Annotated in this window: 8 protein-coding genes and 4 tRNA genes; 4 read left to right on the forward strand and 8 right to left on the reverse strand. The window is 29.0% G+C overall.

Features of this window, described 5'->3' with window-relative positions; translation table 11 throughout:
- The first annotated feature begins 199 nt into the window (after positions 1-199).
- Positions 200-1,186: an elongation factor P--(R)-beta-lysine ligase gene (epmA, locus tag HACICURT3053_RS02110; protein WP_157992095.1), complete on the forward strand. Its 987-nt coding sequence runs from the start codon at positions 200-202 to the stop codon at positions 1,184-1,186.
- Between the two features lie 146 nt (positions 1,187-1,332).
- On the opposite strand, the gene mscM is transcribed toward epmA, so the two are convergent.
- The gene (gene mscM, locus HACICURT3053_RS02115; RefSeq protein ID WP_157992096.1) at positions 1,333-4,584 is read right to left on the reverse strand and encodes a miniconductance mechanosensitive channel MscM; all 3,252 of its coding nucleotides are present in this window, start codon (positions 4,582-4,584) and stop codon (positions 1,333-1,335) included.
- 2 nt (positions 4,585-4,586) lie between these two features.
- Positions 4,587-5,498 (reverse strand): archaetidylserine decarboxylase, encoded by a 912-nt coding sequence (gene asd / locus HACICURT3053_RS02120; RefSeq protein ID WP_157992097.1) that lies wholly within the window; start codon positions 5,496-5,498, stop codon positions 4,587-4,589.
- 732 nt (positions 5,499-6,230) lie between these two features.
- Between asd and cysK the strand changes: the two genes are divergently transcribed.
- Positions 6,231-7,214: a cysteine synthase A gene (gene cysK, locus HACICURT3053_RS02125; protein ID WP_157992098.1), complete on the forward strand. Its 984-nt coding sequence runs from the start codon at positions 6,231-6,233 to the stop codon at positions 7,212-7,214.
- A gap of 567 nt (positions 7,215-7,781) precedes the next feature.
- On the opposite strand, the gene HACICURT3053_RS02130 is transcribed toward cysK, so the two are convergent.
- From HACICURT3053_RS02130 to HACICURT3053_RS02150, 5 genes are all read right to left on the reverse strand, one after another.
- A tRNA-Thr gene (locus HACICURT3053_RS02130) sits at positions 7,782-7,857 on the reverse strand.
- 5 nt (positions 7,858-7,862) lie between these two features.
- Positions 7,863-7,937 (reverse strand) — tRNA-Gly (locus tag HACICURT3053_RS02135).
- 198 nt (positions 7,938-8,135) lie between these two features.
- Positions 8,136-8,220, reverse strand: a tRNA-Tyr gene (locus tag HACICURT3053_RS02140).
- A gap of 11 nt (positions 8,221-8,231) precedes the next feature.
- A tRNA-Thr gene (locus HACICURT3053_RS02145) sits at positions 8,232-8,307 on the reverse strand.
- Between the two features lie 204 nt (positions 8,308-8,511).
- Positions 8,512-9,690, reverse strand: coding sequence for an FAD-dependent monooxygenase (locus HACICURT3053_RS02150; RefSeq protein ID WP_157992311.1), 1,179 nt, complete (start codon positions 9,688-9,690; stop codon positions 8,512-8,514).
- 1,362 nt (positions 9,691-11,052) lie between these two features.
- Here HACICURT3053_RS02150 and tmk point away from each other — a divergent pair.
- Together tmk and pth are read left to right on the forward strand one after the other, a co-directional pair.
- Positions 11,053-11,694, forward strand: a complete 642-nt coding sequence (gene tmk / locus HACICURT3053_RS02155; protein ID WP_157992099.1) for a dTMP kinase — start codon at positions 11,053-11,055, stop codon at positions 11,692-11,694.
- A gap of 584 nt (positions 11,695-12,278) precedes the next feature.
- Entirely contained in the window at positions 12,279-12,869 is a 591-nt protein-coding gene (gene pth / locus HACICURT3053_RS02160) for an aminoacyl-tRNA hydrolase (RefSeq protein WP_157992100.1), read from the forward strand.
- 1,740 nt (positions 12,870-14,609) lie between these two features.
- On the opposite strand, the gene acpS is transcribed toward pth, so the two are convergent.
- The gene (gene acpS, locus HACICURT3053_RS02165) at positions 14,610-14,990 is read right to left on the reverse strand and encodes a holo-ACP synthase (RefSeq protein WP_157992101.1); all 381 of its coding nucleotides are present in this window, start codon (positions 14,988-14,990) and stop codon (positions 14,610-14,612) included.
- Positions 14,991-16,347 lie beyond the last annotated feature (1,357 nt).

The raw sequence follows: 16,347 nt of genomic DNA on the forward strand, positions 1-16,347 counted from the left end.
GAAATAGATTTTATTGGTTCATACACTATAAGTAATTTTTGTAAACTGTTCTCTAAATAGAAAAATAGACACCATGCAATAAATAAACACAATCCTAAATATGTTCTTAAAAAGAAAATAAGATTTTAAATTTATAAAATTAACTAAATCCTAGAATCCTAAAAATATTTCACATATTTCATAAAAACATTAGACGAAAATGAATAATAAAAATGACTGGCGCCCCAGTGCGTCACTGCATAATTTAATACAACGTTCAATAACCATAAAAAAAATCCGGCATTTCTTTTCTAAACAAAATATTTTAGAAGTAGAAACACCATCTATGAGTAAATATACAGTAACTGATGTACATCTCTCACCTTTCCAAACACACTTTAAACCCCCTGGGTGGACCAAGCAGAAAAATAAACTGAGACTATGGTTGATTACTAGCCCCGAATATCATATGAAACGTCTTTTAGCGGCAGGAAGTGGAGCTATTTATCAGTTAAGCCGCAGTTTTCGTAATGAGGAGATGGGGCGTTATCACAATCCGGAATTTACAATTCTAGAATGGTATCAACCTGGCTATGACATGCATCACTTAATGCATGAAGTAGATCAGCTACTACAATTTATACTAGACTGCAAACCTGCTGAATTTCTCTCATATCAAGAGGCATTTTTACGTTATTTAAAAATTGATCCTTTATTAGAAAACATCAACAATCTGTCTAAAGCAGCAAAAACACTAGGAGCAAGTCATTTTACACAAAATAACGCCAATCGAAATGCCCTCTTACAACTTTTGTTTACAAACGGTATTGAAAATAAAATTGGACAAGAAAAACCCATTTTTATTTATAATTTTCCAGCAGATCAAGCTGGACTTGCAGTAATCAGCTCAAAAGATTTTCGTGTTGCTGAGAGATTTGAGGTGTATTTTAAAGGAATTGAGCTAGCAAATGGATTTCGTGAATTAACTGATAGCCATGAACAACAAAAACGTTTTGAAAAAGATAATAAAAAACGTTCTTCTATTAACTTACCCACTCATCCTATTGATACTTATCTTCTTAATGCACTTGAATCAGGTATGCCAGACTGCTCTGGTGTCGCAGTAGGTGTAGATCGTTTAATTATGATAGCGCTAAAAGCAAATACATTAAGTGAAGTTATTGCCTTCACAAAAGATCGTTGCTAAAATAAAAAATAAAAGATATAACATCGTTAAACAGTTCATATGCCATGGTCTATAGACAACCACTTCATTCAAATCTATTTAGAACAGAAAATTCTTTCATAAAATTAACTTTAATCATTAAGTTTTTTTGATTTAAGTATATTTTATTATAATATCTGAAAGATTGGAAAAGGTATTTCTATGCCAATCTCCTGAAAACCTAATAAAATACGTCGATGTAGCTCATGACGTAACAACATTCTATGATTCATTTCAGCCGCATAAATTCGTAATTCAAACAATTGAATCCCTTTTTGCAAGTCTACAAGAAAAGCTTCTGGATATGGATTTTCTAATACATATCGACAACCTTTAGCTGCTTGTAATAAAACCTGAGTCACTTCTTCACTATTAGAATCCAATGAGACTGAAATATTTAATACCACCCGAGTCACAGAATCTGACAATGACCAATTAATAAATTGCTCAGTTAGAAATGACTTATTTGGCATAATAATTTCTTTATGGTCCCAATCAGTAATAGTAGTTGCTCGAGTATTAATACGCGTGATACTTCCAGTTAAATCACGTATCGTAACAGTATCACCGATACGAATTGGCTTCTCAAATAACAAAATTAAACCAGATATAAAATTAGCAAAAATTTCTTGTAATCCAAAACCTAATCCTACACTTAACCCAGCAACTAACCATTGCAACTTGGACCAATCAATTCCAATCAATGTAAAACCAGTCAAACTACCAATTAAAACAATCAAATATTTAGTTAAAGTTTTAATTGCATACCCTGTACCAGGGTTCAAACTAAGATGTTGTAGTAACGCTAACTCTAATAAAGCGGGCATATTCCGAACTAACTGTGTTGTAATGATTAACACTAAAGCTGTATTCATTACTGATCCAACAGTAATAGGTTGTGGTTTCTTTGCCCCATGAATTGTAGTACTTACATCCCAAAGACGGATATTCTCTAAAAAACTAAAAGCAGAATGAATCTCTGACCATAATAAAATAACAGAAACTAGAGCAACTAATGTTAAAAAAGAACGAACTAAACGTAATGACTGAGCGCTAATAGCGTCTAAATCAATACCAGGTTCATCAATCTCTATGTTATCATAAATACCCTGCTGAATACCTAACTCTTCTTCATTACGAGCGCGATGCGCGAGAATGTCTGCACGACGAGCACGGGCTCGGTCAAAAGCAATACGACGCCTCTGGATTAACATCCATCGACGAATAATATAGTACATTACTAAAAGAAGAAACCAAATAGCCAAAGAAGTTTCTAATCTAGCTAGCAAAGCTTTAGACGTTTCTAAATAACCAACACAGGAAGCTATGGCTGCGGCTATCGGAATAGAAAGCATAATATTCCATAAAATATTGTTTATTACATTTTTTCTATTCCCATCTTTATCCAGATATAGTGGAATACCAGCATGTTTAAAACTTACCGTAACTAGGCTTAATGCTCCGCAAATGAGAATAAAACAAAAACGACCTAAAGTGGGAGAAAACTCACGATCCGATAAATTTTCAAAAGATATCAACATCATCATCAAAGGAACAACTGCGCCTATACATAACCTATAAAAACGCATCGCAAGAGCTACTCGATCTCTTGGCCAACGAAAATGTACAATAAACAGCCCCTTATTGTGGGCAAAAGTATTGCAGACCATAAACCCCCAAAGCAAAGGAACACTAGCAGTTACACCATATCCAATAGCCACTGCGATGGAATAAGGCCAAGAGCGCTGCAAACCATAGCCTAACACAGCAAAAAAAACAGGAAGAGGTAGAGCAAATAAAATTGACCAAAATACAGTACGCATTGTTAGACTAAACTGGTCTTGAGTGACTTTTCCTACCTTTTTAGAAGCACGATCAAGAAAAGAACAAAAATGAGGATGCGAACCAATGCTAAAACTAACTAATAGACTAGATGAAAACAGTAGAATTACTGTATCCCGAGTGGTACACATCATTATTATTGCTCTACTTAATTGACCGAGCGTATCCAATGATAAAAGCTTCTTTAAATCATATACCAATTCAATCGGATATCTAAAATTTAATGAACTTACATCAGCACTCCAGAACAAGTAACGATGACTAGCATCTTTAACTTTCTTCAAAGCATCTACCAAATGAGTATTACTCACATTTAACTTAGTTAATTCTAGAGCAAGAATATCAGAACCAGATATTAAAGAAGTTAAAATCTTATTTTGCATTTTTAATTGAGTTATGAATATATTTTTGAGATCTTTAGTTAAAAAAGAATAATCTTTTTCTAGAAGCAGCGATTGTTTCCCTAAAAGTTCTATATAATATAAACGCTTGGCACGCAATTCAGCCATTTCACTATTAAACTGGTGAGTCTTTGGCATTTTAGGTAAGCGAGCAACTAAAGATCGAAGTGCTTCACCAAGTGAATTTGACATACTGAGCCACTGAGACTGCTCACTAATTGTATTTAACGCCTCCCGAACTTGTATAATTTGGTTAGCAACAACATGCTGCTGAGCAAGCACCATTTCCATACGCACACGCTGCTTCTTTAGCTCTGATAAAAGTTCACGATTTAGATCTAACTGAGAACTAATACTATCAGGTATGTTATAATGATCTTTAGGAAATTGCCCGATAAATACTAATTTCTGCCCAACAACATTCCGGATATTATAATCTTGCAGAGTGCATAGCTGTACTGTTTTTACATTAAAACTATCTACTTTAGACAGATAGGTATTAACACTAACTGTTTCTAAGCAAGCATAATTAGATGATAATACTGGATATAATTTAGAGGAATTTAATTGAAAAAAATATCTCAAAAATTCTTTACTTTTTTCCTCTTCATGCAATTTCTGATTAGAAACAGAGAAAAACAATATCTTCCAAACATGATCTATGATCTTCAGATTATTAATTATTTCAATAGGATAAGAAAATAGGTTCAATAAATAAACACCTATATTCCAAAACTCAGATCGCTTAATTTGAGTTTTCCAAAACATGTCTATATTCTGACTACTACTCTCTAAAACTACCTTCTTACGACTCTTTTGAATTATGTAAAAACCTGATTTGATCAGACGTGTAGGGGTCACAAGAATTGTCGACAAATAATCTCTATATCTCCAGAAGAAAGAAATATCTATATCCTTAGGTTCTTGAGAGTAATTCAAATATCGGTTGTATAAGCAACACTGATCTTCTTTAATGTGAAATGGATAATTATTAATTCTTTTTGGATTAGTATAAATATGACTATAGTTTTCTTCTTTACATACAGATCTAATCTGAGCTACATCTATAGCTACGAAAATATTAAGTAATTGGGTAATACCCCCTAAGAGAAATATAATCAATAAAAGCCGTAGCATATCTATCTCATTATGGGTTTATAACAATCTTCTTCTTGATTATCTTCTGTTATCACCTGGGCCATTGGTTGACCAAAACGAACTTGACTTCCTGGTATTAAATTTGCGACTATCTTTACTTTTCTCGGTGGAAATAAATTAATAACAGTGGATCCAAATTTAAAACAGCCCATTTCCTCACCCTTCATTAATGCTATTTGATCCGATGCCTGATTGGTATTAGGCCAATTCCAATATTTTATAATACCTGCGCGCGGTGGCGTAACAGTTCCTAGCCAACTAGTCTGAATACTTCCGACAATAGAAGAACCAACTAAGATCTGCGCCATTTCTCCAAAATTAGTATCAAAAAAACAAATAACTCTTTCGTTACGCGCAAATAAATTAGGTATTTTCTTTACCATTAAACTATTAAGTGAATAAAGCTCACCAGGTACATAAATCATCGTACGTAAACTTCCTGAGCATGGCATATGGACACGATGATAATCCCCTGGAGCTAAATACGTAGTAATAAATTCTCCATTCTCAAATAAAGATGTCATAGAAGAATTTCCTGCTAGCAAAGCTAAGAGAGAATAAGTATGACCTTTAGCTTGAAATACTTTATCACCTTGAATAGAACCTAACTGGCTAATTCGACCATTAACTGGAAAACTTAATAACCGCGGATCAGTATCAATGAAATATAAATCATCACGTAACTGACGTATAAAAAAATCATTAAAGGTAAGATAAATAGATGTATCAGGGTACTTAGCCTCCCTCATGTCTATCTTATAGAACCAGATAAAAGCGTCAATTATAGCTTTAGTCAACCATCCACCTTGTTTATTGGCTCCCCATCCTAATAATTCAGTCATAACTTTTTTAGGAAAGAAACGGTATAAAATCAATTTTAAACGGTCTAACAAATTTCCTCCTACATACATACGGTAAGCAATATAATCTTCAGAAGAAGATTATAACAGTCTATATTATGTAAAACTATAATAAGATTAAATAATCTTTGTTTCTTCCTGATTATTTTTGTATTTTTTTTTAAAATAAATCAAATATTTTCTAAATAAAATTCAGATAAAACTATCTAATAAATCATATTTACTAATCTTCAGTACCAGTATGTTTGTATACAAAAATATTTACTGTTTATTGGAGCCCTCATATAAAATAAAGCTATTTATATTTTATTAGTCTTTTATGAAAAAATAGAGAACCATTATACCTAACTTATCGATATGATCCTATATATCATAGTAATCTAATTTTTAATTATCTAGTATTTAGGTCAAAGTGCCTTTTTATATAAATCAATCTAACGATATTCATCATACAAACTCAAGATGGAACTGTACACTTATGTTCATACCATGAATGAAAATTATTAAAATATGTTATACCTTAATTCTCAAACAAAAAGACCCAGAACGCTTTAATTATTTTATAAGATAACTGTCTCAAATATCTTAAAAAATAAAAAATTAAATTCCTCTATAAAAATAAAGAGTTCTTGATTCTTTACTCAAAAATCTTATCTTATTAGTCAATCATTGAACTATATAAAAAAATATATATGATATTGATAATACTATAAAATTAATATTTATACACTATCACATCTTTACACTTGCAGTTAAAGGCAAACTATGAGCAATATTTATAAAGATAACTCTTGTACTATCGGACGAACACCTCTTATACAATTAAACAGGATTGGAAATAGACGAATTTTAGTTAAAGTTGAGTCTAGAAATCCTAGTTTTAGCGTTAAATGTCGTATTGGCGCTAATATGATTTGGGATGCAGAGAAACGGGGGGTACTTAAAAAGGGAACACATTTAATTGAACCAACTAGCGGTAATACCGGTATTGCTCTGGCCTATGTAGCGGCAGCGCGCGGATATAGCCTGACTTTGACAATGCCAGATTCAATGAGTATTGAGCGCCGAAAGCTCTTAAGAGCATTAGGGGCTAATGTAATATTAACTGAAGGAATCCAAGGAATGAGAGGAGCCATTGATAAAGCTGAGGAGCTTATCACCAATAATCCAAAAAAATTCCTTCTTTTACAACAGTTTAATAATCCAGCAAATCCAGAAATTCACGAAAAAACAACTGGTCCAGAAATCTGGCAAGATACGGATGGAAACATAGATGTATTTATTTCAGGCGTAGGTACTGGTGGTACTTTCACTGGAGTCAGTCGTTACCTCAAACTCACGAAAGGAATAAAAAACCTAATGTCAGTTGCAGTAGAACCAGCTGATTCTTCCGTTATTTCTCAAGTTCTATTAGGAAAAAAAATACAACCTGGTCCGCATAAAATTCAAGGTATTGGTGCTGGATTCATTCCAATGAATCTGGATATAAATCTTATAGACCGCGTTATATCTGTTACAAATGATGAAGCGATTAATGGAGCACGAATTTTAATGCTTAAAGAAGGTATTTTATCTGGTATCTCTTCTGGAGCCGCTATTGTGGCAGCATTAAAATTACAAGAAGAGAATAATTTTAAAGAAAAAAATATCGTGGTTATCTTACCTTCTTCGGGCGAGCGCTACCTATCAACTTCTCTATTTGAGAACTACGCTGATGATAGCTGTCATAAAATACATCCACATATTTAATTTTTAATGATTCTTAATCAATTAAATTATACTCTCTTATTTAAGATAAGTCTTTCAATAATATACGATTCAAGATCTTATAAATTTATTAGACAACTGTCTAATGAAGTTAAAATGATATCTATAATTCTAAATATTCTAATTATCAATATAGGTGTATATTTTTTATAATTATCAAAATATTAATATAACTTATGTTTTTGTTAAAAAACCATCCTTAAAAAAGTAGTCAATGAGTACCATAATCTTACTTAAGGTACTTATCTGTTTTATTTTATCAATTACACTAAAATAGATAGCTTGTATATCAAGCTATCTATTTTAGTGTAAAAGAAAATATAAAATACTTATTTTATAAAAACATAAAAAATAATCGCTTTAAATCAATAAAATTAGATAAAATACAATTGTTTTCACATTTAAATTTTAAATACATCAAATCTATGATTGATATATAAGGAATATTATTAACTTTCTGTAAATTAGAAAAAATCTATTTTGTTTATTCACTGATATTAATTTTAAAAAAATAATATTAATATCAATAATACTCAATCGCATTAGTAATGGTGCTGATACCCAGATTTGAACTGGGGGCCTCACCCTTACCAAGGGTGTGCTCTACCTACTGAGCTATATCAGCAAGATTGGAGCGAATGACGGGAATCGAACCCGTATCATCAGCTTGGAAGGCTGAGGTAATAACCATTATACGACATCCGCATTTTGTTTTCTTCTGACTTAGCTATTAATTTATAATTTTAACCATTGCATGATATAAATTATCATTACTATTCACTTTTTCTTAATTGTGCTTTACCAACCATTTATCTTAATCTATAAGATTCTCTTTAATTTATAAACTTTATTATCATCAATCTTAGAATTTCTATTCTAATTAACATCTATCATAAACTAAGATGGTGGTGGGAGAAGGATTCGAACCTTCGAAGTCAATGACGACAGATTTACAGTCTGCTCCCTTTGGCCACTCGGGAATCCCACCTAAACATTAAATGGTGCCGGCTACCGGAATCGAACTGGTGACCTACTGATTACAAGTCAGTCGCTCTACCAACTGAGCTAAGCCGGCTATTAACTAGTCTCTAGTTTAGAAAAACCTGAGCCTAGATGCAACAAAAATTATAATATTTGTTATATTATATAGAACTTCATAAAAACTACGGAAATAATCACGTAATCTGAATCCAAATGAATCTATTAAAATTCTTATAAATTGAACTAATCTTTTTGAAAATTAATTAATGAGATAGAAATAAATAAATTGATAAAAATATTAAATACCTAACATATACGATAAAGTCTTGCGTTTTAACCACATTGAATGTTCAGTAATCAATAATCCTATATTACGTAAAACTTTTATCGGTATACTTTTCTTATTAAAAACGTAGTACAATAGATCCATCCCATTTTGCATCATTCGATTATCGCTTTCTCGTTGATATTGATAACCTTGTAACACATCTCTATGAAACCATTTAGTCATATTCTCTCTTGCCTTACTTAATACCGAAATTAACACCATAGCATCGCGATAACCAAGATTTACCCCTTGTCCAGCCAATGGATGTATCGTATGCGCAGAATCTCCAGCTAAAGCTAGACCCGGTAAAGTATATGATGTCACATGTTTTCGTGATAAAGAAAACGACGCGGCCATAACAGGAGTAACTTTTCCGAGTTGAATTGGAAAAGTATTGTGAATCTCTTTTGTTAATGCAAGCATACTCATCGACTGAAGTTTTTGAATCCAATCCGGTCTATCATACCAAACTAATGATGCCCAACAGCCAAACAATGGCAAAAAAGCTCGAGGTCCACGTGGTGTAAACTGTTGCCAAGCAATATCTCCTGCTTCACCTTCACAATGCACACTAATTAACATGCAGGATTGCTGATAGAACCAACCTGTCTTTCTGATGCCTGCCAATTTACATACTTGTGAATCTGCTCCATCTGCGCCTATGATTAATTTTGCCTCTACTCTGTCACCGTTATCTAAAAACAAATTCCAGTGATCATTAACTCGATTCATGCTTTGCAATAAAGAAGGACATAAAAGATATATATTCTCTTTACATAGCTTTTTCCATAATGCATGTTGTAAAACATGGTTTTCAACCATATATCCTAACTCAGGCAATCCTACTAATGCTGAATCAAATTTTAATTTTGTGTTTTGACATTCCCATACCTCCTGCCTTCGATAAGGTGCGCATCTCATCATTAAAACATCTTGCCACACTCCTAACTGTCTCAGAAAGCTAATTGAAGAAGAATTAATTGCTGAGATACGCAAATTAGGGTGAGTGTTAGGGTCAAATAGAAGAGGCATTTTCTTTTCAAGCAACGCAACTTGAAAACCATTTTTTGCAAGCCCGCAGGCCAGAGCTGCGCCAATCATTCCTCCACCAACTATTGCAACTTCAACTGTGTATTTGATGTTTTTTATTCTCCTTTACCGAAAGTTTTAAATCAACATTGATGCATACTTAATTTAATCAATATCGGAATACTGTATTAAAGATACTAACTATCATCATTCCAATTTCCTTATTCTTATTCTTGTTTTCTAAAATAATTTGAAAATAACTATTGCTTATAACTGAAAAATTCCAGAACACAATTGGCTATCACTTAATAATTAATATATAAGAATCTTATATTTAATCAAATAGACATCCATCTAACATCATTTACAAATTCTATGATTTTGATTTATGTCTATGTTAATTTTATTCAATTATAGCACTTTGTTATTAAATTGTTTTTTTAATTATAAGCCACTAACTCTATACAATTATAACAATCACCCTATATTTCTAATCACGCTAAACATTCTTGCTCCGATTTTTATAAAATGTAATATGTTTAATCTCTATCTAATGAACAATGCTAAATCAGAGTAGAATGAAATATTTATCAGATAAATAAAAACCGTTCTATCTTGTTTTATCTAAAAATTTAAATAAAATACTACTAATATAATCATATCTTATAAATTATAGACTAAAACTCCAGCTTAGTTGTCATAAAACGATCAATTCACCAAATAATAGATTTGAAGCAAAATTAGCTACTTAACCTTTTATAAACTATCTAAACCATGCAATCTACATGAGAACCAATTATACTTGCTTAAATAAAAAAACAATATTATTAATAGACAACCTAGTTGCATAAAAGATAAAAAATACACCTCTACTCCTCTTTATTAAAAAACACACATAAAATTAACCACTAAAAATTAACACACATGATTAATTTGTAAATTAATAATTAAAAAGATAAATAGATCCAAACTGAAATTATTCAGTAATATAATGTTATAGACATTTGACATCATCGTTCTTTAATAAACAGTTTCTTATTATTTTTAAGACTAAAATAGCGCATTAATATATGCCTATATATACTTCAATTATAAATAAAAAAATACTTCTCATTCTGATAAGATACAGTTTTTATTCTAATCTAAACGATGAATGCATACCAATCAATTTATAAACAATCAATCGCATCTAAAAAAAATAAAGTTCGACTAATCATTCCATTGCTAATCACAATAAATCATCTGTTCATTAATAATTATTAAAGTTAAAATTACTATCAATTCAACTATATAAAAAATATAATCCTTTATTATCATAGTTTTAGAATATGATGTGATTGTAAGAAATCTAAACATCCCTAGTGTAAACATACATAATGCCATTTAACATAAAAAGTAACCTAAAATTATATCAATACCAGTATAAATATTATGTTGCATGATCCACTAACTCAAAATTACTTAAGGAGATAATGAGATAGCATGAGTGGTAAATTTATTGTTATCGAAGGTCTCGAAGGAGCAGGAAAAAGTACAGCGTGTCATGAAATTATAACTCTTCTTTATCAATATGGAATTAAAAATGTTATATATACACGTGAACCAGGCGGCACCCCAATAGCAGAACAATTACGAACATTAATTCAACAAAAGGAAATGTTAAAAGAAGAAATAACAGATTATGCTGAGTTATTAATGCTATATGCAGCACGAATTCAATTAGTAGACAATATAATTAAACCAGCATTAGAAAGAGGGTCCTGGGTAGTAGGGGATAGGCATGACCTTTCATCACAAGCTTATCAAGGTGGCGGGAGAAAAATTAAACCTGATTTTATTAACCATCTTAAAGAAGAACTCTTAGGTGATTTTTCACCAGATCTTACATTGTATCTTGATATAACCCCTGAGATCAGTTTACAGAGAACTCAAAAACGAGGCGCTCTAGATCGTATTGAAATAGAATCTCTTGGTTTTTTTACTCGAACCCGAAACCGATATCTTGCTCTAGCCCTGAAAGACAAACGAATTCAGATTATTGACGCAACTCAGCAACAAAACAAAGTTACTTCTCAGTTACATAAAAAAATAAACCAATGGTTACAAGAATCTTATAAATTTTAATCTAACACGATAAAAATATATAATACCAATTCGTCTATTAAATTAAAAATTAATTTATATCTTTTCAGATAATTTGATTTAATAGATAAAGTTATCTATTGATTTAAAAAATCAACTAACAAATAAAAACATCTCAGCATACCTTCCTTACAATATCCAACAGTATCTAATATCTCTAACTGAAAAAATTATAAAAAATTAAATAATAAACTATCTACACAGACCTATGAAAAGATAAATCGCAGTGTTTCTGACTACATATATAATTCATATTTCCAATATCTCTATTTGCATATTTCAACATTATTCAATCATTTCTTAAACATAAATAATTGTTATTATTTAGGTACAATATAATTATATTAAATACCTCTTCGTTTTATTTTATAATAATTTCATTAAAAATATGAAGAAAAAAATTAAATAAAGAATCTATAAATCTTGATGTAGTCTACAAGACCTAAATATATAATCTAGAAAACCATGTACTTAAAAATATTTCTTCGATTCAATCCGACCCGTAAAACGTCTAGATTAATGACATATATATCATTATCTTTTACATAAAAAAGGAATCCTACAAAGTGACCTCTCCTATCCAGTTAATTGTTGGTCTATCTAATCCTGGGGCTATTTATACTAGCACGCGACATAATATTGGGGCTTGGTATGTAAAATTTTTGGCTAAACGCTATGATGTATCTTTTAAAAAAAACCGAAAATTTTTTGGTTATACGGCTCGTCTACATATCGATAATAAGCATTTAAGACTTCTTATTCCCACAACGTTTATGAACAATAGCGGTAAATCTGTCTTGGCTATGGCTAATTTTTATCATATTCAAAATGAAGAAATATTAGTAGCACATGATGATCTTAATCTCCCAGTAGGTATAGCTAAGTTTAAAAATAACGAAAACTATGGAGGTCATAACGGTTTAAAAAATATCAATATTAACTTAGGTAAAAAAAGAAATTTCCACCGCCTAAGTATTGGTATTGGACATCCAGGCGATCGCAATAAAGTAGTAGAATTTGTATTAGGGCAACCTCTTAAAGAAGAAAAACAAAAAATTATTAATGTAATTAATGAAGCCACTTTATGCACTGAATTATGGTTAAAACACACGTATTTAGAAGCAATTAACCGCTTGCATAACTTTAAAGCAATCTAATTTATTAGATTAAGTTTATTAATGTTTTGATAACTAATAATGTAGATATATAGTGAGTTATTTTTAATAAAATATTTTAAATCTTTGACACCTGCCTTGTTAATCACAACCAGATTTTACTAAACACAATAATTAGTCTATTTTCTTTAATCTATATGTAATAAAGAGACTGATATTAGTTATTAAAATCATGTAAACTAGAATAACATTCTAATATAACAAAAACTATCACTAGTGACTGTAGTAAAAAATTAAAATCTATTTACATTTGTATCGAATCTATAATGAAACATTCCTATTTTGTAATATTTATTAAAAATAAAATATATTTTCTGGGCGACCGAAAATTAAACATTGAATAAGCGGGAAAAACCACTATCAAACTGTGTTATTTAGTGCAATATGGATTAAGATCAAATCTTAATCTTATTTTTTAAAATTTAACTTCATAAATTTATATTATTTATACGACCCACCTTAGATCTATAGCTAATCTATAGTGCTCTTAGTGAAGTTAGTTTAAAAATTCAGGTCTATGAGAAAAAAGCAAGATAATATATAAAAAAATATAAAAAGATTAAATTTATATTCTTTTTAATAGAAAGTTTTATTCGAAAATTAATTAGATTAAGTATCTATTGTATAAAGTCATTGCATAGATATAACGACTTGTTTTCTTGTCATCTACTAAAAAATAGAAACAAATCGCACTTATAATATATATTGATACACAGGCATTGTTTAAAACAAAAACTATATTCGCATGTATACTAATGGCTTAATTATAAAGTCAGTATTTTTTAGATCAGATCTTATATATAAAATATTTATTTCAAATTAAAATTCCTTCCACTATATAAATTCTAATTATTTATCAAACAGAATAAAGACAAAACTATTAAACTTAAAAATTAAAATTATTAATCCCAATTAATTTAAATTAAAAACCGTATTAAATAAATTCTCTTATATTATCTCATGATAAATTCTCTCAAGAACCCATGAAAAAGAAATATATCTACTAAAATAGAAATAATATTCAATACGAATCATAATAACTAAAAAAAATAAGATTATTTTTAGGTAAAAATTGATTCATGATCATAAAAATACTACGTTCAAATGCTATTGTTTAATAAAACTATACTTTTTATAGTTTTTAATATCGTAGAAAAATAAAAATCTATTCAGTTAATTTTTAATATATATTCAAAGGTATTTTTTAGTAAAAAATAAATATTTATAATCAAAGTATAGAAAATTTTTTTATAAAAATTAAGTATTGACAAAATGATCAATCTAACTCTATTAGATTTTTAATAAAATATATATTATATAAATTTAGACAGCAAACATAGAAAAACATAGAGATAAAATATAAAAAGATAATATTATTCTGTATTTGTATATAAAAACTGATTTTTATAACATATGGTGTTTTAACTACACTATTGCTAACCATATTTAGTACATCAATAATCAAATAAAATCTAAAAAATTATATTCTAAATATAATAATGATTATTTAACTTCATCTTAATATATGCCACACTCTAAGTTCAATTAATTAACATGTATATTAAATATAAAATAGTCTCAATAAATCCCTTCGTTAAATAAGAACCTACATAACATATATTTTAAAAGTTATAATTACATCTGATATCCCTAGTGATTCTTTATCTATAAAATAAAATCCATACTTAATATCAGTATAAATTTAGACTTATCTTCTATAAATTAACTTTCTAAAACAACCATAGCACAAGTATAGCGCCGTTCATCAGATAATGTAACATGAACATGCTCAACTAATAATTTCTTGGCCATAATTTTTGCATTATCTAAAAAACATAAAAACGGCTTACCTAGTTTATCATGACAAACCTCAAATTGGTTAAATGTTATTAAATCCTGCATTCCTGTACCAAACGCCTTAGATGCTGCTTCTTTAACAGCTAAACGTTTGGCTAAAAAACGTTCTGGTTTATTGTTTTTTTGATATTGAATCCATTCAGATTCACTCAAAATACGATGTGCTAAACGATCTCCTTTTCTAGAGATGACTTTATATACTCGAAAAATCTCCACAATATCTATTCCAATACCAAGAATAGCCATGAACCATCCTTACGTAATCACGTCTGTAAATTATAACCCTGATAACTTATTATCAAATAATGTGATTATTTAATTTACTTATTTCCTTGAATATGTTATGAAATATTTTATTACATATTATTATCTCATAAGACAGTACCAATTCTTGTCCAATTAAATCTGAATTTTAATATTCATTCTCTATCTACAAATCGATAGCACAACAACTAAATCAGATACCTGAAGTTGAATAGTATAGAAACTACCTGCAAAATAAATTAAAATACAATTTTTAAAAAATATGTTCATAATGCAATAACATGGACTAATTTATATTATAGTAAGGTCTTTTTTACAGCATTTGATTCTTTATTGCTAACAGTAAAGAGAACATGATTCAACATCTATCATTATACTATATACATAGTAATACTTTAAAAATCAAATATTTATAATTCACACTCATTTCTTCTCTCTATATAATTAAAATTAATAAACCTAACATATTAGAATGAGATCACCTAGTATAGGTTGTAATTTAATTTATATAATTTTAAATATTTTCTCTTATTTATACCATCTGTAGCACTTATAGAATCACTCTCTACTACATATAGACTAATTAATTCAATATATAGACTAATTAATTCAATCTAAATTTTCTATAAGTTAACATCCTCTAATTCTATCCATTTAAACATGTTACTATTTAAAGAAAATGCATGTTAAAATAAAATAAGTAAAATACTTACTTAATTACAATAAAACTGAATATAAGAATAAATCAATGGAATCAAATAAAAATATGAAAATATTATTTTATATTGATGTAGAATAAATGCATAATAACATTATTTTTTGATAAACTCGTTTTTATGTATACGAATTTAAAGTTACATTTCAGAAATTAAAAACGCTATTAATAGTAAAATGCATGAGATCTATTATCTATAATAATCACTTTTTTTCCGAAGAATAATATTCTATCCTTGAATTATATTTAATATAGTTAGCTAAATAAAATGCAAAATACTCTCTAATTCTATCTTAATTAAAGATTATGTATTTATATCATAAAATAACTAACTTATTAAAAATAAAATATAAAAAAAATAAATTTTTTACTATATTAAATAATTATAAGTAATCTGAATAAGATGTTATCTTAAATCTAAATAATTATATCCAAGACTAATCTAATTACAATAATAGCTTCATATACAAACTGAGAATTGTTAAATCGACACATGGTTAACGTCATATCTGATTATTTATTCAATAATCAATATATTGTAAAATATCATATAGATCACTAACAATAAAAAAATTATTTAGATCTTCTTATCAACCTATTTACCTTACATTTATGAAATAAAAT

It is taken from the genome of Candidatus Erwinia haradaeae, assembly GCF_900698855.1.
Taxonomy (GTDB): domain Bacteria; phylum Pseudomonadota; class Gammaproteobacteria; order Enterobacterales; family Enterobacteriaceae; genus Erwinia_E; species Erwinia_E haradaeae_F.